The 19,306-nt window shown below is 73.7% G+C and carries 15 protein-coding genes, 1 tRNA gene and 1 pseudogene; 11 read left to right on the top strand and 6 right to left on the bottom strand.

All coding sequences use genetic code 11. From position 1 onward, the window contains the following. Positions 1-451 precede the first annotated feature (451 nt). Positions 452-1,567: pseudogene (locus tag CRV15_RS36785) on the bottom strand (hypothetical protein); the annotation flags it as partial. Next, on the bottom strand, positions 1,482-2,489 hold the full coding sequence (locus tag CRV15_RS18640) for a phosphatase PAP2 family protein (RefSeq protein ID WP_003960584.1): 1,008 nt from the start codon (positions 2,487-2,489) through the stop codon (positions 1,482-1,484). The gene CRV15_RS18640 and the pseudogene CRV15_RS36785, both read right to left, overlap by 86 nt. 223 nt (positions 2,490-2,712) lie before the next feature. Between CRV15_RS18640 and CRV15_RS18635 the strand changes: the two genes are divergently transcribed. The 4 genes from CRV15_RS18635 to CRV15_RS18620 all read left to right on the top strand — a co-directional run bounded on the left by CRV15_RS18635 (position 2,713) and on the right by CRV15_RS18620 (position 5,261). Further along, a complete protein-coding gene (locus tag CRV15_RS18635) occupies positions 2,713-3,324 on the top strand; it encodes a histidine phosphatase family protein (protein WP_003960585.1) in 612 nt (203 codons plus the stop codon). Positions 3,325-3,556: 232 nt separating this feature from the next. Continuing rightward, the gene (locus CRV15_RS18630) at positions 3,557-3,901 is read left to right on the top strand and encodes a hypothetical protein (RefSeq protein ID WP_003960586.1); all 345 of its coding nucleotides are present in this window, start codon (positions 3,557-3,559) and stop codon (positions 3,899-3,901) included. Positions 3,902-4,510: 609 nt separating this feature from the next. Beyond that, entirely contained in the window at positions 4,511-5,197 is a 687-nt protein-coding gene (locus CRV15_RS18625) for a bifunctional DNA primase/polymerase (RefSeq protein WP_003960587.1), read from the top strand. Next, positions 5,188-5,261: transfer RNA gene (locus tag CRV15_RS18620), tRNA-Lys, on the top strand. The genes CRV15_RS18625 and CRV15_RS18620 overlap by 10 nt, the downstream gene beginning before the upstream one ends. A gap of 57 nt (positions 5,262-5,318) precedes the next feature. Here CRV15_RS18620 and CRV15_RS18615 read toward each other — a convergent pair. Beyond that, the gene (locus CRV15_RS18615) at positions 5,319-6,803 is read right to left on the bottom strand and encodes a M6 family metalloprotease domain-containing protein (RefSeq protein WP_003960588.1); all 1,485 of its coding nucleotides are present in this window, start codon (positions 6,801-6,803) and stop codon (positions 5,319-5,321) included. Between the two features lie 350 nt (positions 6,804-7,153). Here CRV15_RS18615 and CRV15_RS18610 point away from each other — a divergent pair, with 350 nt between their 5' ends. After that, positions 7,154-8,959: a putative bifunctional diguanylate cyclase/phosphodiesterase gene (locus CRV15_RS18610; RefSeq protein WP_003960589.1), complete on the top strand. Its 1,806-nt coding sequence runs from the start codon at positions 7,154-7,156 to the stop codon at positions 8,957-8,959. Between the two features lie 203 nt (positions 8,960-9,162). On the opposite strand, the gene CRV15_RS18605 is transcribed toward CRV15_RS18610, so the two are convergent. The 3 genes from CRV15_RS18605 to CRV15_RS18595 all read right to left on the bottom strand — a co-directional run bounded on the left by CRV15_RS18605 (position 9,163) and on the right by CRV15_RS18595 (position 13,337). Next, positions 9,163-10,878, bottom strand: a complete 1,716-nt coding sequence (locus tag CRV15_RS18605) for a glycosyl hydrolase family 18 protein (protein ID WP_009996269.1) — start codon at positions 10,876-10,878, stop codon at positions 9,163-9,165. A gap of 239 nt (positions 10,879-11,117) precedes the next feature. Further along, positions 11,118-12,182 (bottom strand): LLM class flavin-dependent oxidoreductase, encoded by a 1,065-nt coding sequence (locus CRV15_RS18600; RefSeq protein WP_003960591.1) that lies wholly within the window; start codon positions 12,180-12,182, stop codon positions 11,118-11,120. Between the two features lie 435 nt (positions 12,183-12,617). Continuing rightward, the gene (locus tag CRV15_RS18595) at positions 12,618-13,337 is read right to left on the bottom strand and encodes a maleate cis-trans isomerase family protein (RefSeq protein ID WP_029182933.1); all 720 of its coding nucleotides are present in this window, start codon (positions 13,335-13,337) and stop codon (positions 12,618-12,620) included. 204 nt (positions 13,338-13,541) lie between these two features. Between CRV15_RS18595 and CRV15_RS18590 the strand changes: the two genes are divergently transcribed. From CRV15_RS18590 to CRV15_RS18565, 6 genes are all read left to right on the top strand, one after another. Next, entirely contained in the window at positions 13,542-15,056 is a 1,515-nt protein-coding gene (locus tag CRV15_RS18590; protein WP_003960593.1) for an amidase, read from the top strand. A gap of 138 nt (positions 15,057-15,194) precedes the next feature. Then, positions 15,195-16,169 carry an ectoine/hydroxyectoine ABC transporter substrate-binding protein EhuB gene (gene ehuB, locus CRV15_RS18585; protein WP_003960594.1) on the top strand — a complete coding sequence of 325 codons (975 nt, stop codon included), beginning with the start codon at positions 15,195-15,197 and terminating at the stop codon, positions 16,167-16,169. Beyond that, on the top strand, positions 16,166-16,915 hold the full coding sequence (gene ehuC / locus CRV15_RS18580) for an ectoine/hydroxyectoine ABC transporter permease subunit EhuC (RefSeq protein WP_003958730.1): 750 nt from the start codon (positions 16,166-16,168) through the stop codon (positions 16,913-16,915). The genes ehuB and ehuC overlap by 4 nt, the downstream gene beginning before the upstream one ends. Continuing rightward, positions 16,912-17,562 carry an ectoine/hydroxyectoine ABC transporter permease subunit EhuD gene (gene ehuD, locus CRV15_RS18575; RefSeq protein ID WP_003958729.1) on the top strand — a complete coding sequence of 217 codons (651 nt, stop codon included), beginning with the start codon at positions 16,912-16,914 and terminating at the stop codon, positions 17,560-17,562. Before ehuC ends, ehuD begins: the two co-directional genes overlap by 4 nt. Continuing rightward, the gene (gene ehuA, locus CRV15_RS18570) at positions 17,552-18,325 is read left to right on the top strand and encodes an ectoine/hydroxyectoine ABC transporter ATP-binding protein EhuA (protein ID WP_003958728.1); all 774 of its coding nucleotides are present in this window, start codon (positions 17,552-17,554) and stop codon (positions 18,323-18,325) included. The genes ehuD and ehuA overlap by 11 nt, the downstream gene beginning before the upstream one ends. A gap of 153 nt (positions 18,326-18,478) precedes the next feature. Then, on the top strand, positions 18,479-19,237 hold the full coding sequence (locus CRV15_RS18565; protein ID WP_003958727.1) for an IclR family transcriptional regulator: 759 nt from the start codon (positions 18,479-18,481) through the stop codon (positions 19,235-19,237). Positions 19,238-19,306 lie beyond the last annotated feature (69 nt).

Raw genomic sequence — 19,306 nt, 5'->3', positions numbered from 1 at the left:
CCGCGCCATCCCCGGCATGCTCGGCACAGCCGGTGTCCCCGGTGCGTCCGACATCCCCGCCGTGAACGGTATCCGCGACCTGTACGAGACCGTCCCGGGCACACCCGACGCAGTCGGCGTCCGCGACGTATCCGGGGCCACCGGTACGTCCGACGTCCACGGCATGGCCGACGTCCGCCGTGCGCCCCGCGCCGTCCCTGGCATGCTCGGCACAGCCGGGGTCACCGGTGCGTCCGGCGGCGTCTCCGGCGTCTCCGGCACACCCGACGTCCACGGCACGCCCAACGTCTACCGTGCGCCCCGCGTCGTCCCCGGCGTGCTCGGCACAGCCGGTGTCACCGGCACGGCCGGTGTCCCCGGCGTACCCGTGGGCGTCGCCCTCCGGGACGGCCTCCGCGCGGGCTCCGGGTGCCGCGGGGCGGCGGGCTCCCGGGAGGGTCGGGCGGGAGCGGTCCAGGGCCTCGGCGCGCAGTGCGGCGGCCCGGCGGAGGGCCACGACGGCGGGGTCGGCGGGGTCGCCGCTCTCGCCCCGGGCCGCCGCCAGCACCTCGCCGACGGTGGTGAGCCCGCCCAGCTCGCCCCGGACGGACCGGCCGAGCGCCGTCACACCGCCCTCGTCCCTGGCCCGTTCCCGGCAGTGGAAGGCGAGTTCGCAGGAGGCGAGGCAGTCGGGCGCGTAGACGGCGGTGACGGCCTCCACGGCGGCGGTCAGCTCTTCGGCGGGGCGCTCCGGGTCGAAGGTGCAGCCCTGGGGGAGCGCCGCCGCGATGTCCTCGATCCGGGTCAGCCTGCGGAGCTGCCGCGCGGTGACGGCACGCTGCTTGCGGACGTCCACCCAGGAGCCGGTGGGCAGGTTGGAGAAGTCCTTGGGGCAGACGAGCAGGACATCGGTGCCCGCCTCGGCGCCGGGGACGTGCGCGGCGACCCGTTCCAGCGCCAGCACGTAGACGGCGGCCTGCCGGGCGGCCGACCCCACCTTGGCGGGGTCGGCGGCACCGTCGATCATCGGGAAGGACTTGATCTCGACGACGGTCCACCGGCCGTCGGGGTGGACGACGACCGCGTCGGGTTCCAGATAGGCGGGCGAGCCCGCGACCTCCAGCATCAGCATGGGGTGGCGCAGCAGGCTCCAGCCGCCGTCGGCGACGGCCTCCCGCAGCGCCAGCGAGGTGCGCGCGGCCCGTCCCTCGGGGCCCGCCGCCGTCAGCTCGGGCACCCGGAACCGGCCGCTCTCCACCCCCAGCAGCCGCATCAGCTCGGCGCCGCCGTCGGAGGTCACCCGCGCCTCGAACGCGTTCCCCCGCATGAAGGCGAACTGCGACTGGCCGTGGGCCGCGGGCGAGCCGAGGGCCGCGGCCAGCGCCGCCTTGTCGATCCCGGCGCCGTCCAGCAGTGCCCGCCGGGAGCAGCCGGGGTTGGCCGCGAGGGCGGCCAGCGACCGGGCGTCCAGCGGGCGCGGGCGGACGGCGGGGCCGCGCAGTTCAGCGAGCCGCTGCCGGAGTGGTGTCGTCGGCGCCTGCGGAGGGGGTGCCTGCGGAGGTGGTCCGCTGTCCAGGGATTCGCTCACCCGGGGCAGTCTGGCATTCGGCACCGACAATCGGGGACTCCCCCGGGGTCTTCACCCCCGGCTCCCCGCCGCTCCGGTCGGCCGCCGAGGGGGCGACCACGTCGGAACGCGTTGTTCCGTTCACCGTCCGGCCCGTCGCGGCACCGGTCGCGCCGGCCGCCGCGCGCCCCGCCCCGACGCGCTGGAGCACCCGGTCGGCCAGCCGCGTCGCGGGCTTCGTCAGCAGCAGACCGATCCCCATCACGGCGGCTCCCGCCACCGCGTCGAGGAAGTAGTGGTTCGCGGTGCCCATGACCACGATCACGGTGAGCAGCGGATAGGCGACGGCGAGGGTGCGCATCACCGGGCCGCGCCCGTACTTCCACATGATCACGCCGCACCACAGCGCCCAGCCCACATGGAGGCTCGGCATCGCCGCGTACTGATTGGTGAGGTTCCCCATGCCGCGCGGCGCGCTGGCCTCGGCGCCCCACCAGCCGTACGAGCTGTACTGCGCCATGGTGTCGACGAATCCGTGCTTCGCGTCCAGCAGCCGGGGCGGACAGGTCGGCATCAGGGTGAAGCCCACCAGGCCCAGCAGGGTGGAGACCATCAACCAGGTGCGGGCGGCGCGATAGCGCACGGCGTGGCTGCGGAAGAGCCAGATCAGCACCACGGGGGTGACGGCGTAATGCAGTGAGGCGTAGAAGAAGTCGGCGGGTATGCCGATCGCCGGGGTCGAGGTGAAGAGGTCGTTGAGCGGGGTCTCGAAATCCAGGTAGAGGGCCCTTTCGGCCCTGAGTATCGCGAGTCCGTGGTCCACGGCGGTGGTCACGTCGCCGCGGGCGAGCAGCCGTCCCGCCGAGTAGGCGACGTAGACGACGGCTATGAGGGTCAGTTCGGTCCACCAGCGGGGCCGATGACCGGGTGCGAGGTGGGGCATCCGAGCGGTTTCTCCCCCTGGTTGTGTCTTGTGGTGGCGCGGTCTTCCGTCGGTCGGCGGCCACCGGTCAACCGTACGGTGTTTCGAGGCGCCGTCCCGCCAGGGGGCCCGACTCACCCGACGCAGGCTAGGGACGCAGAGAGCGTCCCACAGGTTGCCTGATCGGGGCCTGAGCGATGATGGACCGCGATCACCTGCACTGATTACCTACGGAGGCCGCGATATGGCACCGCGCATCCTGCTCGTCCGGCATGGACAGACCGCATGGTCCCTGCTGGGCAGGCACACCGGCAGGACGGACATCCCGCTCCTGGAGGAGGGGCGGCGCGGGGCCGGGCTGCTGGGCGAACGGCTGCGGCGGGCCCCCTGGTCGGGGCTGCCGGACGTGGAGGTGCGGACCAGCCCGCTGGCGCGGGCGGCACAGACCTGCGCGCTCGCCGGTTTCGGGGAGCGGGCGACGTCCTGGGACGCGCTGATGGAGTGGGACTACGGGGCGTACGAGGGGCTGACCCCGCCGGAGATCCGGAAGCAGGCGGGCCCCGACTGGCTGATCTGGCGGGACGGGGTGCGCGACGGGGAGGCGCTGGCCGAGGTGGGCGCGCGCGCCGACGAGGTCATCGCCTGGGCCAAGGAGGCCGACCGGGACGTCCTGGTCTTCGCGCACGGCCACATCCTGCGGGTGCTGGCGGCGCGCTGGCTCTCGTTCGACCCGTCCTTCGCGGCCCGGCTGAAGCTGAACCCGGCCTCGCTGTCGGTGCTGGGCTGGGCGTACGGGGAGCCCTCCGTCGACCACTGGAACGACGTCGCCCATCTGGAGGGCGGGGCGGAGCACTGACACCGGGTGCCGGACGCCGACGTCCTGTTCCCGATGTCCTGTTCCCGATGTCCGGCGGCCGGAACGTCCGGGGAGGGCGGCGGGGAGCGGACGCGGGTGACCGGGACGCGGGACCGCGTCCGGCGGGGTCCGGGCCTGGTGGGCGCAGCGGGCCGCGCCCCCTTGCGCGGGGCTGGACAATGGAGGGCGGTCCGGAAGAGCCGGTGGACCCCGTGCGAGGAGGAAGCAGCACATGGTGGAACCCCAGCAGCCCGCGCCCAGGATGCGGCCCGCGCCCCTGCTCTTCGAGCCCTCGGAGGCGGTGGCCGACCCCGAGCACTTCTTCGACCTGGAGTCGATGGAGGACCCCCGGGAGCTGCTGTCCCGGGCCACGGAGCTGACGCTCGCCTTCCGGGCCGCCGCGGACCGGGCCACGGAGTTCCAGGCGCTGGCGGCGGCACAGCTCGGTGATCCGCGCCGGTTCGACCGGCTGACGGCCCGCGACATCGCCGACCGGGCGGGGTGGACCGAGGACTACGCCCGGAAGATGATCGAGTTCGGGCGGGGCCTGATCCGGGACGGCGGCGTCCCGCAGTAGGAAGGGCCGCACGGCCCGGGCGCGCGGGCTGCGGGCTGCGGGCCGTGCTGCTCCGGCGCTGCGGCCCGCGACGCGACCACGCGGCCCACGGCGTGCCGGAACGAGCCCTACCGGCGACCACCGCCCGGCGCGGCGGCCCGCAGCAGCACCACGCGGCCCACAGCAGGACCATGGGCCCGAGCGCGGCCGCTCGCGGCAGGAAGGACCGCGCGGGCCCGGCGGGCCGGAACCGTACCGGCGACCGCCGCCGCCCCTCGGGACGCGGGCCAGGCCCCGCGAGGACCCGCCCGGCACGGCGGCCCGCAACAGGACCATGGGCCCGGCGCGGCATGCCCGGACCGTGCGGCGGCCCGGCCGCCGCGCTCGGGCCTGTGCACCGGCACCGCGACGGCCCCGCCCCGCCCCGCCCGGTCGCGGCGGGCCGGCCCGGCGCCCGTCGCGGCCGGGGGCCGCGCATGCCGCGCCCGTTTGCCACCCGTTTCCCGCCCCCGGCATATGCGGGGCGGGCACGATACCGGGTCCGGGGGGCCGCTGTCACGGAATTCCCCAACCCTGAGCTATCACGTGATCACTCACGGTAGATCTATGGGTATGAGCGCACCGAGAGCGATGAGCATCTGGGCCCCGGCGGGCAGCGGCACCCGGGGAGCGGGCGACGGCCGGGGAACGAGCGGCGGGGGACGGGACGCGGGCGGACGCGGCCCCGGCGGCCCCGGCAGGCGGCCCGGACGGGAGCCGCGGGCGGGCGAGCCGACCGGCCCTGGCATCCAGTGGCTGGCCTCGGCAGGAACGTATCCCCGTGCCCTGCTCGCCCTCTGGGAGGCCGACCCCGAGGCCCCCGCCGCGCTCCCCTGCGGCTCCGTCTTCGACGTCGTCAGCGTGGTCTCCGTCTTCGGCCGCCAGATGCTGGACCAGCTCTGGGCCGAGGGCCCCGGCTCGGGGCCCGTCGCCTGCCACCGCGGCCGGACGCTGGTCTTCGCCGCGCCGGGCACCGCCGCCCGGCTGCCCGCCCTGCTGGGCTGGGAGGAGTGGGGCCAGAGCGTGCCGCCGCTGCTGTGCCACGGGCCCGGTGACGCGATCACCGTGCCGCCGGTCTCCCCGGCGGACGCCGGCACCCCGGGCTCCCGCTGGCTGCTCGCGCCCGACGCCCGGCACCCCTGGCTCCCCGGCCCCGAGGTGCTGCTGTGGGCCTGTGTCCGGGCGGCCCGCGCCGCCGCCTCCCCGGAGGCCCGTGGATCGATTTTTCTCCATGCCGACCAGGGTGCTAATGTCTACGACGTCAGCAGGCGCCGCTAGCTCAGTTGGTTAGAGCAGCTGACTCTTAATCAGCGGGTCCGGGGTTCGAGTCCCTGGCGGCGCACCGACGGAAAAGGCCCCCTCGCCCAGGCGAGGGGGCCTTTTCGCGGTTCCGGCGAGGTCATCGCGGCGTGTCGTCGGCGCTGCGGATGCGCACCGTCCAGGCGCCGGAGGGGGTGCGATCGGTCACCTCCACCCGGACGCGCTCCTCGGCCAGGGTGACGGTCTCCCCCACCCCCAGGGGCGCGTCCGCCAGCTCCGGATAGACGGAGCGGTCCCAGCACGCCTCGCTCCCCGGGTGGGTGTCCACCACCTCCACGGGCCCGGAGCCCGACGCGGCGTCCGACCGTACGCGGTAGATCAGCACCCCCTCCGTGCACAGCCCGTCGTCGTTGCCGACCGCGCCGCGCGCCTCGACGGCGAGCGCGGAGCCGGGGCCGGTGCGGACGACGGCCAGCCGGGTCCCGAGGCCGCCGCCCGGGGCGGGCGCGGCGATCGGCTCCAGGGTGATCAGCTCCGGCCCGGTCACACAGCGCACGGCCCGCCCGTCCAGCCAGCCCAGCTTCCACTTGTGCCAGCCGAAGAGGTCGGGGGCCATGCCGAACTGGCTGCCCATGACGTCCCAGTCGCCGACATGGGTGTCCCAGTCGCCCCTGCCGTCGACGGGCCGGTGGTACAGGTCCGGCAGATCGAAGACATGCCCGGTCTCGTGGGCCAGGACATTGCGGTCGGGCGGATGGCGTTCGAAGACCGTCACGACCCGTCTGATCCCGACGCCGTCGACCCGGGGCGGGCGGTCGAAGTTGACGACCTTGGTGGCGTCGGAGTCCACACCGGGGGCGTCGGGGTCGGCCACGAGATAGACGATGTCGTAACGGGAGAAGTCGACGGCGGCGTCGGCGGCGGCGAAGGCGTCCCGCAGATAGGAACCGCGCCGCTCGGCGTCCCAGTCGCGGCTTATCCCGTACGCGGTGGACTCCTTCGGCATCTCCACCCAGCGGCGCAGCGGATGGGGCCGCAGCGAGAACCGCCCGTACGAGGAGCGTTCGAAGAAACCGCTGGTGGCGGGGAAGTGGTCGGCGGCGAGCCGCTCCGGGGTGTGGTGCGGCTCGGCGTCCGGGAAGGAGAGGAAGACCATGACCGCGTCGAGCGCGCGCACGGGACGGGGGTAGGCCGGGTTCCAGGTGTCCAGGCCCAGGGAGTGATGGGCCGAGGTCCGGGGCAGGGCGCAGGGGGAGACGGCGTCCTTGGCGACGGCGGGGCCCGCGACCAGGGAGGTGGCGACCAGCGCCATGAGGGAGGTGCAGGCGGCGGCGGCACTGCGCAGCCGCCCCCGCTCCCCGGGTCCGGACGGCCCGCCCCCCGGCCTGTCACCCGACCCGTCACCCGACCCGCCGGCGGAGCCCGCGCCGGGGCCGCCGCGCCGGGGCCGCCCGCCGCCGCCCTTGCCGCCGTCCGCGCCACCGCCGCCGTACCGGCCGCCGTCTTCGCAGCCGCAACCCCCCGGGTCGCCGTCGCACCGGGTCCCGCCGTCCACCCCCTCGGGTGTTCCCGAGGGTGACTGCTGACCCGCCACGTGGACCTCCGGCTCCGGTTGGGACGACATCGCAACCACTTTGTCGATGTTTGGTGATATACGCCCTGTTCCGGTGCCCCACTCGGGTGACCGATCCGGCCCTGTCCCCCGTTGCGCCGACACTCCGAAGAGTCACGGAATGTCACAACCGTTCATCTCGGAAACGACCTCGGCAAAGACCCGCGCAGAAACGATCGTCCGGGGACCCCGGACGGACCGCACCCAAGTGGCGGAGCTGGAACGCCCCTGGGGCAGCCCCTATGATCGGCACACTTTCCCGACCTCTTTGCCCAAGTCCCCGACCCTTCGCGACCACATCTGTACGCGCCTGTACGAGCTGTACAACCCTGTACGAGACCACTGCACTGCGGGAGTGAGCGGTGAGAGCAACCACCGATGGAGCAGGGCCCACGGACACCGAGGCCCCCGGCGGGACCCGGCAGGCGATAGCGGAGCGTGACGGCCGCCTCGCCCGAGCGGGCGGCCACCGCCGCTTTGGGCAGGTCGACTACCGGTCCGCGTTCGCCTCGGCCCCCGCCGCCCTGGCCCTCCTCGACCCCGAGGGCTCGGTCGTCCACGCCAACCCGGCCTTCGCCGCGCTGATCGGCGGAGAGCCCGCGGCCCTGCGCGCCCGGCCCGCCGCCGACCTGCTCGACCTGGCGTCCGACCGCCACGCCTGGCACGCGTACCGCGAGGTGCTGCGCGGGCGGCGGTCCCGGTTCCGCTGCACCCGGCGGCTCAAGCACTCCGACGGCAGCGTCCTGTGGGCGGAGGTGGCCGTGGCCCCGCTGAAGGGCGGCCCCGGCGCCGTGCTCTCCGTCACCGACGTCGGGGAGCGGCGCGAGCTGCGGGCCCGGCTGCGCCACCTCCAGATGCACGACGCGGTGACCCGGCTGCCCAACCGCGCGCTGTTCTTCGAACGGCTGACGGCGGCGCTGGAGTCCTCCGCGTACGACCACGGCTCCACCGGCCGGATCGGGCTCTGCTACCTCGATCTGGACGGCTTCAAGGCGATCAACGACACCCTGGGGCACCGGATCGGGGACCGGCTGCTGGTGGCGGTGGCCGAACGGCTGACGGAGTGCACCGGCGACGGCCATCTGGTGGCGCGGCTCGGCGGCGACGAGTTCGCCGTCCTGGTGGAGGAGTCCACCGGGACCGAGCAGGTCACCGAGGTCGCCCGGACCGTGCTCGACGCGCTCCAGCGGCCGTTCGACCTAGACGGGCAGCGGCTGTCGGTGTCGGCGTCGATCGGGGTGGTGGAGCGCGCCGTCGCGGGCACCACCGCCACCGGGCTGATGCAGGCGGCCGACACCACGCTCTACTGGGCCAAGGAGGACGGCAAGGCCCGCTGGACCCTCTTCGACCCGGAGCGCAACGCCCACCGGGTGACCCGGCAGGCCCTCTCCTCCACCCTGCGGCCCGCCGTGGAGCGCGGCGAGTTCGCGCTGGAGTACCAGCCGCTGGTGGGGCTCGCGGACGGGGTGACCCGGGGGGTCGAGGCGCTGGTGCGCTGGAACCACCCCGAGTTCGGCACCCTGACGCCGAATCGGTTCGTCGGTATCGCCGAGGAGGACGGCTCGATCGTCCAGCTCGGCCGCTGGGTGCTGCGCACCGCCTGCCGTCAGGCCCGGCAGTGGCAGCGGGACCATCCGCACGCGCCGCCGCTGTTCGTGAGCGTCAATGTCGCCGTCCGGCAGGTCTGGGACTCGGACCTGGTGGCGGACGTGGCGGAGATCCTGGCGGAGACCGGGCTCGCGCCGCGGCTGCTGCAACTGGAGCTGACCGAGTCGGCCGTCATGGGCTCGGCGGGCCGGCCGCTCCAGGCGCTCCAGGCCCTCAGTGACATGGGGGTCCAGATCGCCATCGACGACTTCGGGACCGGCTACTCCAACCTGGCGTATCTCAGCAGGCTGCCGGTGTCGGTGCTGAAGCTGGACGGGTCGTTCGTCCGCGGGTTCCAGGACGAGGCGCACCCCAACCCGGCGGACGAGACGATCGTCGAGGCGATGGTGCAGCTCGCGCACCGGCTGGGGCTGACGGTGACGGCCGAGTGCGTGGAGACCTCGGGGCAGGCCGCCCGGCTCCGGCGGATCGGCTGCGACACCGGTCAGGGCTGGCTGTACTCGCGGGCGGTGCCGCCGGACCGGATCGGGGAGCTGATCGACGCACCGCTGTCGGCCTGAGTCCGCCGCTCCCGTCCGGCGGGCGGCCTCCCGGTGGAATGGAGGCCGCCCCCGGGCGGAAGGGGTGGCTTCCGGCCGGGGGCGGCGGTGTGGGGGGTCACCTGGTCCCCGCCGGCCGTGTGGGGCCGGACCCGGCGGGGACCCGGTGCGCGGGTGAGTGGTTCAGTGGCGCGGCTGCCCGGTGGCGCAGCCGTGCGGTGCGGTCAGCAGGGACCCTGGTCGCGCCAGACGCCCCACTGTCCGGTGGTGCCGGGCTCCTCGCCCTGCGTCCACCAGCCGGCCTTCCAGACCCGGCCCTTGTGCGACACGAGCGCGTTGGTGTTGTACGTGCCGCTCGCCGCCCAGGCCGCCGCGGTGCAACCGGGGCTCGGCGTGGGAGTCGGGGTGGGGGTGGGAGTGGGGGTGGGAGTCGGGGTCGGCGTGGGGGTCGGCGTCGGGTTCGGACCCGGCTCCACCGGGGACGGTCCGACCGCCGCGACGATGTCGTTGAGCAGCGTCGTCCTGTCGTCCAGGCCGATCAGCGAGTACATCATCGCGCCGCCGAGGCCGCGCTGGTGGGCGTAGGAGGCACGGGCCTGGATGGCCCGCTTGTCCAGACCGGTGAAGAACTCGCCGTTCTTGTAGAAGTAGGCGGCCTTGGCCTCGTCGTCCCAGAACGTGGTCGCCGGGTTGTCGACGATCCCGCCCAGCTCCTTGTAGTTGGCGATGCCCGCCGCCTGGCTCAGCGGACGCGGGGCGCTGCCGCCGTTCGCGGACTGACCCAGTCCGTTCTTCGCTCCGGCCGGGACGTTCTTCCAGCCGCGGTAGTACATCTCGTACCCGAGCGTGATCTTCTTCGCCGGGAAGCCGCCCGCGATGTTGTAGGCGGGGCTGCCGTCGATCCACGCCTTGACCGCGTTGTCGATCGAGTACTTCTCGGTGCCCGGGGCGATCGGGTCGGTCGGGTCGGACGCCGGGGAGTACAGCGGCGACTGGTGGTACGTCGGGCCGGTGGTCCGCCAGGAGCCGTGCATGTCGTAGGTCATGATGTTCGCGTAGTCGAGGTACGCGCCCACCTTGTCCGTCTCGATGTGCTTGATCTTGTCCTGACCCGCCGGCATGGCCGCGGTCAGCAGGTACTTCTTGCCGCCGTTGGCCGCCCCGTACACATCGAGCTGCTTGCGGAACTCGGCGAGGAGCAGGGTGAAGTTGGCCTTGTCCTCGGGTCCGTAGTGGTTGCCGAGGTGGCCGCCGTTGGAGCCGGGGTACTCCCAGTCGATGTCGATGCCGTCGAAGACGCCCGCGGCCGAGCCGGGCCCGCCGAAGCCGTCGGCGACCGGCAGATCGCCCTTGAGGTACTGGTTGATACAGGAGGAGACGAACTTCTTCCGGCTGGCGTCGGTCTTCGCCGCGTCATGGAAGTACTTCGAGTAGGTCCAGCCGCCCAGCGAGATATTGATCTTCAGCTTGGGGTACTTGACCTTGAGCTTCCGGAACTGGTTGAAGAGACCGGCGATCGGCTGGTCCCAGCGGTCCGCGACGCCGTCGACGCTGGTCTCGGCGTTGAAGGTGCGCTGGTAGTCGGCGTACGAGTCGCCCGCGCCGTCACCGGCGTTGGGGTTGTTGTCGTCCCCCGCCGCCTTGTTCGCCTGGAAGCAGGTCAGCTCGGTCGGGTGGATGTTGCCGAACGAGTAGTTGATGATGTCCAGCTTCCCCGCGATGCCCCGGGTGTCCAGGTGCTTGGGGTAGAAGGCGTTCCCGTACACGCTCCACTGGTCGTAGTACGCGATCTTCACACCGCCGGTGGTGGGGGCGGCGGCGGCAGTGGTCTGCGGGGCCGAGGCGTTGGCCGTGCCGCTGGTGGCGGCGACTGAGGCCAGACCACCGGCGGCGAGCGCCGCGGTGGTCAGGGCCGCGATCAAGGTTCTGCGGGAGCTCACGAACAGCCTCCGTGTGGGGGAAACGGGGGTACTGCGACAGGAGTTGATGCAGTGGTGTAGCAACAGATAGCGATCCAGCCATGCTCGCGTCAATGGTCTCGACCAAACCAGGACTAGACCAATTCATTCGAGAAAGTGCTCGTCACCGCCGTGCGCACACCAGTAAGCCGCCTGCCACCAGCGGTGACAAGCGGCTTAAGGGCCGGTTAAGGGAATGTTGAACAAGCCATAGGAACCGTTCAGTCATAAACCACAGCGGATGCCTCATCCCTGGGCAGACCGCAGGCGTCGGCGATCAGCTCGTACGAGCGCAGCCGCGCCTCGTTCCCGTGCACGTTGGCCGTGAGCATGAGTTCGTCGGCGTCGGTCCGTTTGCGCAGGTCCTCCAGGCCGGACCGGACCTCGTCGGGGGTGCCGTGGACCACGTTCGCCAGCCAGTGGGCGACGAACTCCCGCTCGGCGGCGGTGTACGGGTACCGCTCCGCCTCCTCGGGGGTCGGGATCGGCCCGGGGCGGCCGGTGCGCAGCCGCAGCATGGAGAGCGCCCCTGTGCGGACCTGGCGGCGGGCCTCGCGTCCGCTGTCGGCGGCGAGCGCGGCCACGCCGATCAGGGCGTACGGGGAGTCCAGCACGGCCGAGGGACGGAACGACTCCCGGTAGAGGTCGAGCGCGGGCAGGGTGTTCTGCGCGGAGAAGTGGTGGGCGAAGGCGAAGGGCAGCCCGAGCGTCCCCGCGAGCCGGGCGCTGTAGCCGGAGGAGCCGAGCAGCCAGACGGGAGGCCGGGAGCCGGCGCCCTGGACGGGTCCGGGGACGGCGCGGACGCGGGCGAGCGGATGGCCGTCGGGGAAGTCGTCGTCCAGGAAGCGCACCAGCTCGGCGAGTTGGCGGGGGAAGTCCTCGGCGCCGTCCCCGGGTGCGCCGCGGCGCAGCGCGGCGGCGGTGGCACCGTCGGTACCGGGCGCCCGGCCGAGCCCGAGGTCGATCCGGCCCGGCGCCAGCGCCTCCAGGGTGCCGAACTGCTCGGCGACCACCAGGGGCGCGTGGTTGGGGAGCATCACACCGCCGGAGCCGAGCCGGATGCGGCGGGTGTGGGCGGCCAGATGGGCCAGGATCACGGCGGGGGACGAGGAGGCCACACCGGGCATGGAGTGGTGCTCGGCGAGCCAGTGGCGGTGGTAGCCGCGGGACTCGGCGAGGCGGGCGAGGCGCACGCTGGTGCGCAGGGCGTCGGCGGCGGTGCGGCCCGCGCCGACGGTGGCCAGGTCGAGGACGGACAGCGGTACGGGGCAGGCGCCCCGCGCCACTCCTCTGATCGCGCCGCCGCTGCTGCCGGTGCCGATCGCGCCGCCTGCTCCTGTCGCACCGCCGCCACCCGCGCCGACGGTGCCGAACGCGCCGGTACCGCCCGTGCCGCCGGTGCCGCCGGTACCGCCGGTTCCAGTCGCGCCGCCGTCACCCGCGCCGCCCGGTGGTCCCGCCGTACCGATCGCGCCGTGATCACGCGCACCGGACGGGCGGAAGGGCGCCCCGGGGGTGTCCCCGCCGCCGCTCCGCCCGTCGTCCCGTGTGCCGTACGCGCCCCTGCCGGCCGTCTCCGCCACGCTCCCCGACCTCCTCCTGCTCCGTCCGCGGACCCTGCACCCGGACTCAACAGGAGGCTGTCTCCGTTTTGTTCCCCGCCACCGCCCGGACGGGCACGGAAGCAGGCACGGAAGCGGGTACAGAAGCGGGTACGGGTCTCAGAGCCCCGGCCGGGCGAAGAGGGTGCCCAGATGGAAGGCCCAGGCCCGGCGGTCCGCGAGCCGCAGCCCCTCCCACACGGTGACCTGACTGGCGGTGAGCACCGGTTTGGCGAGCCGCTCCTCCAGCTCGTCCAGATGGGCCGCGGTGTGCAGGGCCGTGTCCGGCAGCAGCACCGCGTCGGCGGTGGGGTGGTCGGCGGAGACGGCCAGGCCGAGCACCTCCTCCCGGCCCCAGGACACGACCTCGGCCACCGGGGCCAAGGCGCCGCCCGTCGCCACCACCTCCACGCCCTCCGCCGCCAGGAACGCGGCGCAGTACGCCTGGATCTCCTCCGGCCAGGCCGCCGCCACCGCCACTCTGACCGCCTTCAGCCGCCGTGCCGCGTGCGCGAAGCCGAACGCCGTACTGGACGCGGGGAGCCCCGCCGCCAGCGCCAGCTCCCGGACCTGCCGGTGCGCGCCCTCGGGGCCGTGGACGAACCCTCCGGCCGCCGAGGCCCACACGACCGACTCCGCGCCCGCGAGCCGCAGCTCGTCCACGCCCGCCGCGAGCCGCTGCGGCGCGCTCATCTCCCGCAGCGCGTCCCCGTGGCGGCTGTCCTCGGTCCGGTCGGTGTGGACCAGTGGCAGCCTGATGTCGCTGTCGAGCAGCACCTCCAACCGGGGGAAGTCCTCCTCGGCCAGATGCCCGGGATAGAGAAGTCCGACCGTGGTCATCGTCCGGTCCAGCCTTTCTGTCGCTTCGCTCCGTCTGCTCGTGCCGTCCCCGCCCTCCCCGCCGTCCGCGCCGTCCCCCACCGGTCGGTGCGGCGCGGGCGTGGACGGACTGCGGCTCGCGGTCATCAGGTACCACCGGACCTCCCGGCCCAAGCATCCTTGGCGCCGTACGTGAGCCGCGCACCCGCGGGGTACGTCCCCCCTATGACTGCTGACCGCGCCGAACGGCCCGCACCGCACACCCCCGTCCCGCCCGGAACACCCGCCTCCGTCACCCCTCCGGCCCCCGTCGCCGCACCGGGCGGCCCGGCCGACCTGACCGCCTGTGAGCTGCTCGCCGGATACGCCCGCGGGGACCTCTCCCCCGTCGACGCGGTCCGCGCGGTGCTCGACCGGGCCGAGCAGATCCAGCCACAGGTCAACGCGTTCGTCCGGATCGACGCCGAGGCGGCGCTCACGGCGGCGGCGGAGTCGGCGGAGCGCTGGCGGCGGGGCGAGCCGCGCGGGCTGCTCGACGGGGTCCCGGCGACCGTGAAAGACCTGCTGCTCCAGCGCGGGGTCCCCGCCCTGCGCGGCTCGCTGACCACGGGCGACGGAGTGGTCTCGGCCGAGGACTCCCCCTCGGTGCAACGGCTGCGCGAGCACGGCGCGGTGCTGATCGGCCGGACCACGACCCCGGAGTTCGGCTGGAAGGGCGTGACCGACTCCCCCCGGCACGGGGTGACCCGCAACCCGTACGACCCCTCCCGGACCTCCGGCGGCTCCAGCGGCGGCAGCGCGGCGGCGGTGGCCCTGGGCGCGGGGCCGCTCTCCCTGGGCACCGACGGCGGTGGCTCGATCCGTATCCCGGCCGCCTTCTGCGGCGTCTTCGGGTTGAAACCCACCTACGGCCGGGTGCCGCTGTACCCCCCGAGCCCCTTCGGCACCCTCTCGCACGTCGGTCCGATGACCCGGGACGCCGCCGACGCGGCGCTGATGCTCGACGTCATCAGCGGCGCCGACTGGCGGGACTGGTCGCACCTGGGCCCCGCCGACGCGGTACGGGCCCGCCTCGGGGACGGGGTGCGGGGCCTGCGCATCGGCTACTCCCCCTCGTTCGGCGGACAGGTGCCCGTGGACCCGGCCGTGGCGGCGGCGGTCCGGGGCGCGGTCTGCGCGTTCGCCGCGCTGGGGGCCTATGTGGAGGAGGCCGACCCGGACTTCGCCGACCCGGCGGAACCCTTCCACACCCTGTGGTCGGCGGGGGCGGCCCGGCTGGTCCAGCCGCTGGGGCCCGCCCAGCGCAAACGGCTCGACCCGGGGCTGCGGGAGCTGGCCGCGGCCGGGGCGGGCGTCAGCGCGGTGGAGTATCTGGCGGCGGTCGACGCCCGGGCCGAGCTGGGGCGGCGCATGGGCCGCTTCCACACCGCGTACGACCTGCTGGTCACACCGGCCCTGCCGGTCACCGCGTTCGCGGCGGGGGCGCAGGCGCCGCTCGCCTTCCGGCACCGGCGCTGGGCCGCGTGGACCCCGTTCACCTACCCGTTCAACATGACCCAGCAGCCCGCCGCGAGCGTGCCCTGCGGGGTGGACGGGGACGGGCTGCCGATCGGGGTGCAGCTCGTCGGGGCCCGGCACGCCGACGCGCTCGTCCTGCGGGCCGCCCACGCGCTGTACGCGTCGGGGACCGCGGTCCTCCCCCGCCCGGCGCCGCCCGCCCCCGGCCCGGCCCCCGCCTGAGCACGGCCCCACCAGCCCCTCTGTCCACCCTGGCCCTGGCTGCTTCACTGGTCCCTATGCTCACCCGGGCCCCGGCTGCCCCACCGGTCACCGGAACCCCTCCGCATACCCGGGGACCGGCGGGGTAGCCGCGCGACCATGGCTCGCCCACGGAACAGCACATCCACCGGAACGAGAACGCGAGGAAACCCCGGCCCCGCGCCCACGGCCCCGGCCAAGACCGCCGCCGGGGCTCCCCGGCGGCGCGCCCTGCTGACCGGGGCCGCCGCCCTCGGCGCGGCGGCGGCCCTCGGCGCGGCCTCCGGGTGCAGCCGGGTGACCACCGCCGGGGACGGCGACGGCGGACAGCTCCTCGAACGGCTGCGCGCCCAGGGCCGCGTACGGCTCGGCCTCGCCGGGGAGCAGCCGTACGGCTACATCGGCAAGGACGGCCGGATGACCGGCTCCGCGCCCGCCGTCGCCCGCCGGATCTTCCGTGCGCTGGGCGTCGACGAGGTGGAGCCGTTCCCCACCGAGTTCGGCTCGCTGATCGCCGGGCTGAACTCGCTCCAGTTCGACGTGGTGGCCGCCGGGATGTACATCACCCCGGCCCGCTGCCGCCAGGTGATCTTCGCGGAACCCGAGTACCGGATGCTCAGCGCCTTCGTCGTCCCGAAGGGCAATCCGCGCGGACTGCGCTCCTACGAGGACGTCGCACGGTCCGGCGCCCGGCTGGCGACCGGGGTCGGCTACGCGGAGATCGCTTATGCCGAGGCGGCGGGCGTCCGGAGCGTCCGCGCCCTGCCCGACCAGCTCGCCGGGCTGCTCGCCGTGGAACAGGGCCGGGCCGATGTCTTCGCGGGCACCGCCGTCGCCGTCCGCAAGGTGGTGCGGGAGTCGGGCTCCACCCGTATCGAGGCGACCGACGAGGTCACCCCGTATGTCGACGGCGAACCGGTGGTGGACATGGGCGCCTTCGCCTTCCGCACCCCCGAGACCGGGCTCCGCGACGCCTTCAACCGGGAGCTGCGCGCGCTGAAGCGGAGCGGTGAGCTGCTGGAGATCATGCGGCCCTTCGGCTTCACGGAGAAGCAGATGACGACCGGGACCGCCGAGGAGAAGTGCCGCCCATGAGCGAGATCACGCCAGGGCTCTGGCAGCTCCTGCTCTCCGGTCTGTGGGTCACCGTCCAGCTCACCGTGGGCAGCGCCGCGCTCGGCGGGGCCGTCGCCCTCGTCGTCGGAGTGGCGAGGACGCATCGCCGGTGGATCGTCCGGTTCGCCGCCGGGTGCTACTTCGAGGTCTTCCGGGGGATGTCGGCGCTGATCCTGATGTTCTGGATCTTCTTTGTGCTGCCCCTCGGCCTCGGCTGGCAGCTCGTCCCGATGTGGGCGGCGGTGCTGGCCCTCGGCCTCACCTATGGCGCGTACGGCTCCGAGGTGGTGCGGGGCGCGCTCGCGGCCGTGCCCGCGGGACAGCGGGAGGCCGCCCTCGCCCTCGGTTTCGGCCCGGCGCGGACGACGGCGCGCGTCCTGCTGCCGCAGGCGTGGCCCGAGATGATCAGGCCCCTCAACAATCTGCTGGTCGAACTGGTGAAGGGCACCGCGCTGGTCTCGGTCATGGGCGTGTCCGACCTCGCGTTCGGCGCGGCGCTCGTCCGCAACGCGACGGGTCAGAGCGCGCCCGTCTACACGGTGATCCTGGTGGCGTACTTCCTGCTCGCCTTCGTCCTGACCCGGGGGATGCGGGCGCTGGAGCGGCGGGCCCGGCCGGGCGCTGTGCCCCCGGAGCCCGCTCCCGGTCCGGCCCCCGGCACGGTGCCGCCGCCCGCCGTGCGGACCCCGGCCACGGCCGCGCCCGGGGCGGGTGAACGGCGATGAGCTGGGACTGGTCCGCCGTCGACGCCTTCATGCCCCGGTTCTGGGACGGTCTGTGGGTCACCCTCCAGGCCCTGGCGCTGGGGGCGCTCCTCGCCTTCGGGCTCGGCCTGGTCTGGGCCCTCGCGCAGCATTCGGGCCCCGCCGCGGTGCGCCTGCCGGTGACGGCGGTGACGGAGTTCGTGCGCAACACCCCGCTGCTGGTGCAGCTCTTCTTCCTCTACTACGTCCTGCCGGAGTGGGGCATCACCCTTTCCGCGACGGCCACCGGAATCCTCGGGCTGGGACTGCACTATTCGACCTACACCGCCGAGGTCTACCGCGCGGGCATCGACGGCGTTCCGGAGGGCCAGTGGGAGGCGGCGACCGCGTTGAATCTGTCGCGCCGACGGACCTGGTCCGGGGTGATTCTCCCGCAGGCGCTCCGCAGGGTCGCCCCGGCACTCGGGAATTACGTCATCGCGATGCTGAAGGACACCCCGATGCTGTTTGTCATCGGGGTGATGGAAATGCTCGGCGCCGCCCGGCAGTTCTCGTCCGAGACGTTTCTGACCGTCGAGGCGTTCACGGTCGTCGGGGTCGCCTTCCTTGTTCTCTCCTGTCCGGCATCCCTTCTTCTGCGAGCACTGGAGCGTCGTCTTGTCCGCTGAGAACGAGCTGATCCGCTTCGACGGTGTCACCAAGCGCTTCGGCGACCGCACCGTCCTCGACTCCCTCGACCTCACCGTGCTGCCGCGCAGACATGTGACGCTGATCGGCCCTTCCGGCTCGGGCAAGACCACGATCCTGCGGCTGCTGATGACCCTGCTGAGGCCGGACGAGGGCACCATCCGGGTCGGCGGCGCGTATCTGAGCCACGAGGAGCGCGGCGGCCGGCTGGTGCCCGCCGGGGAGAAACATCTGCGCGCGGCGCGCAGGGACATCGGCATGGTGTTCCAGCACTTCCATCTCTTTCCGCACATGAGTGTGGAGCGCAATCTCACCGAGGCCCCGGTGCACGTCCTCGGCCTCTCCCCGGACGAGGCCGCCGAACGCGCCCGTGAGCTGCTGGAAATGGTCGGGCTCGGGGATCGCGCGAGCGCGTTTCCGGGCCATCTCTCCGGCGGCCAGCAGCAGCGGGTGGCCATCGCCCGCGCGCTGGCCATGCGCCCGAGGGTGCTGCTGCTGGACGAGGTGACGTCGGCGCTCGACCCGGAGCTGGTGGCCGGGGTGCTGGACCTGCTGCGGGACATCGCCCGCTCCACCGACATCACCCTGGTCTGCGTCACCCATGAGATGGGCTTCGCCCGGGACATCTCCGACTGCGTCATGATGTTCGACGAGGGCCGGGTGATCGAGTACGGCCCGCCGGAGCGGATCTTCGACGCCCCGGAGCGCGCCCGCACCCGCGCGTTCCTCGGCGCGGTGCTGTGAGACCGGTGCGGTGGGACCGTGCGGGGGCCACGGGTGCGTCGTACAAAAGGGTGGCGCCGGTAATTCTCGCCAACAGTCGCCCATTCGGTCGCCCCCGGCCGCTATCGTGATACGGATGCTGCTGTGCGGTGACCGACCTGCTAGGGGGAGACCGTGGCGCTGAAGCCGGAGCCGACCGCGCCGTTCCACTCGGTGCAGTACGTCCTGCGCGTGCTGGAGACGGTCTCACGGCACACCGGCGGGGTCACCGACGCGCAGATCGCCCGGGAGACCGGACTGCCCACCGGCCATCTCGCCCCGCTGCTCGCGATGCTCCTGCGGGAGGGATATGTCGAGCGGGTGTCGGACGGCGCGTATGTGATCGGCGACTCCCTGGTGCTGCTGGGATCGGGGGCCAGCAGACAGCAGGCCCTGGAGGCCAAGCTCCAGGAGACCCTGGCGGAGATCCGGGACTCGGTGGGCGCGGCGGTCTATCTCAGCCGCTATGTCGACGGCGAGGTCCGTATCACGCAGTACGCGGACGGCCCGCACACCCCGAAGGTGAACGAGTACGTGGACTTCCGCTCGGCGGCGCACGCCAGCGCGCTCGGCAAGTGCCTGCTGACCCAGCTCGACCGGAACGGCCGCCGGGACCATCTGGCCCGGCACAAGATCACCCGATTCACCTCGCGCACGATCACCAGCGAGAAGCTGCTCTTCTCCAAGCTGGACAGCCAGCCGCCCACGGTCCCGGTGCTCGATCTCCAGGAGTACGCGCTGGGCACGGTCTGCGCGGCGGTCCCGCTGACGGCGGGGGCGGCCGTGGGCTGTCTGGCCCTCTCCCTGCCGATCGAGCACGCCCACCGGCTGCGGTCGGCGGCCGACAAACTCAATCGCAAGGCGGCACCCGTGGTGCTCTCGCTGGTCCTCTAGGGAGTGCCGGGCCCGCCGGGGCACATGGTCGGGAGCACCCCCGGAAGCGGGTAATATTGATGCCGTCAG

This window comes from Streptomyces clavuligerus (assembly GCF_005519465.1).
GTDB classification, from domain to species: domain Bacteria; phylum Actinomycetota; class Actinomycetes; order Streptomycetales; family Streptomycetaceae; genus Streptomyces; species Streptomyces clavuligerus.
This window is presented reverse-complemented; position numbering and strand designations above follow the sequence as displayed.

Excerpts from the sequence above, each read along its gene's own strand:
- CRV15_RS18625 (WP_003960587.1), top strand. The coding sequence starts at position 4,511 with ATGAGCATCTGGGCCCCGGCGGGCAGCGGCACCCGGGGAGCGGGCGAC.
- CRV15_RS18595 (WP_029182933.1), bottom strand. The coding sequence starts at position 13,337 with ATGACCACGGTCGGACTTCTCTATCCCGGGCATCTGGCCGAGGAGGAC.
- CRV15_RS18590 (WP_003960593.1), top strand. The coding sequence starts at position 13,542 with ATGACTGCTGACCGCGCCGAACGGCCCGCACCGCACACCCCCGTCCCG.
- ehuB (WP_003960594.1), top strand. The coding sequence starts at position 15,195 with ATGGCTCGCCCACGGAACAGCACATCCACCGGAACGAGAACGCGAGGA.
- ehuD (WP_003958729.1), top strand. The coding sequence starts at position 16,912 with ATGAGCTGGGACTGGTCCGCCGTCGACGCCTTCATGCCCCGGTTCTGG.
- CRV15_RS18635 (WP_003960585.1), top strand. The coding sequence starts at position 2,713 with ATGGCACCGCGCATCCTGCTCGTCCGGCATGGACAGACCGCATGGTCC.
- CRV15_RS18640 (WP_003960584.1), bottom strand. The coding sequence starts at position 2,489 with ATGCCCCACCTCGCACCCGGTCATCGGCCCCGCTGGTGGACCGAACTG.
- CRV15_RS18615 (WP_003960588.1), bottom strand. The coding sequence starts at position 6,803 with ATGTCGTCCCAACCGGAGCCGGAGGTCCACGTGGCGGGTCAGCAGTCA.
- CRV15_RS18630 (WP_003960586.1), top strand. The coding sequence starts at position 3,557 with ATGGTGGAACCCCAGCAGCCCGCGCCCAGGATGCGGCCCGCGCCCCTG.
- ehuC (WP_003958730.1), top strand. The coding sequence starts at position 16,166 with ATGAGCGAGATCACGCCAGGGCTCTGGCAGCTCCTGCTCTCCGGTCTG.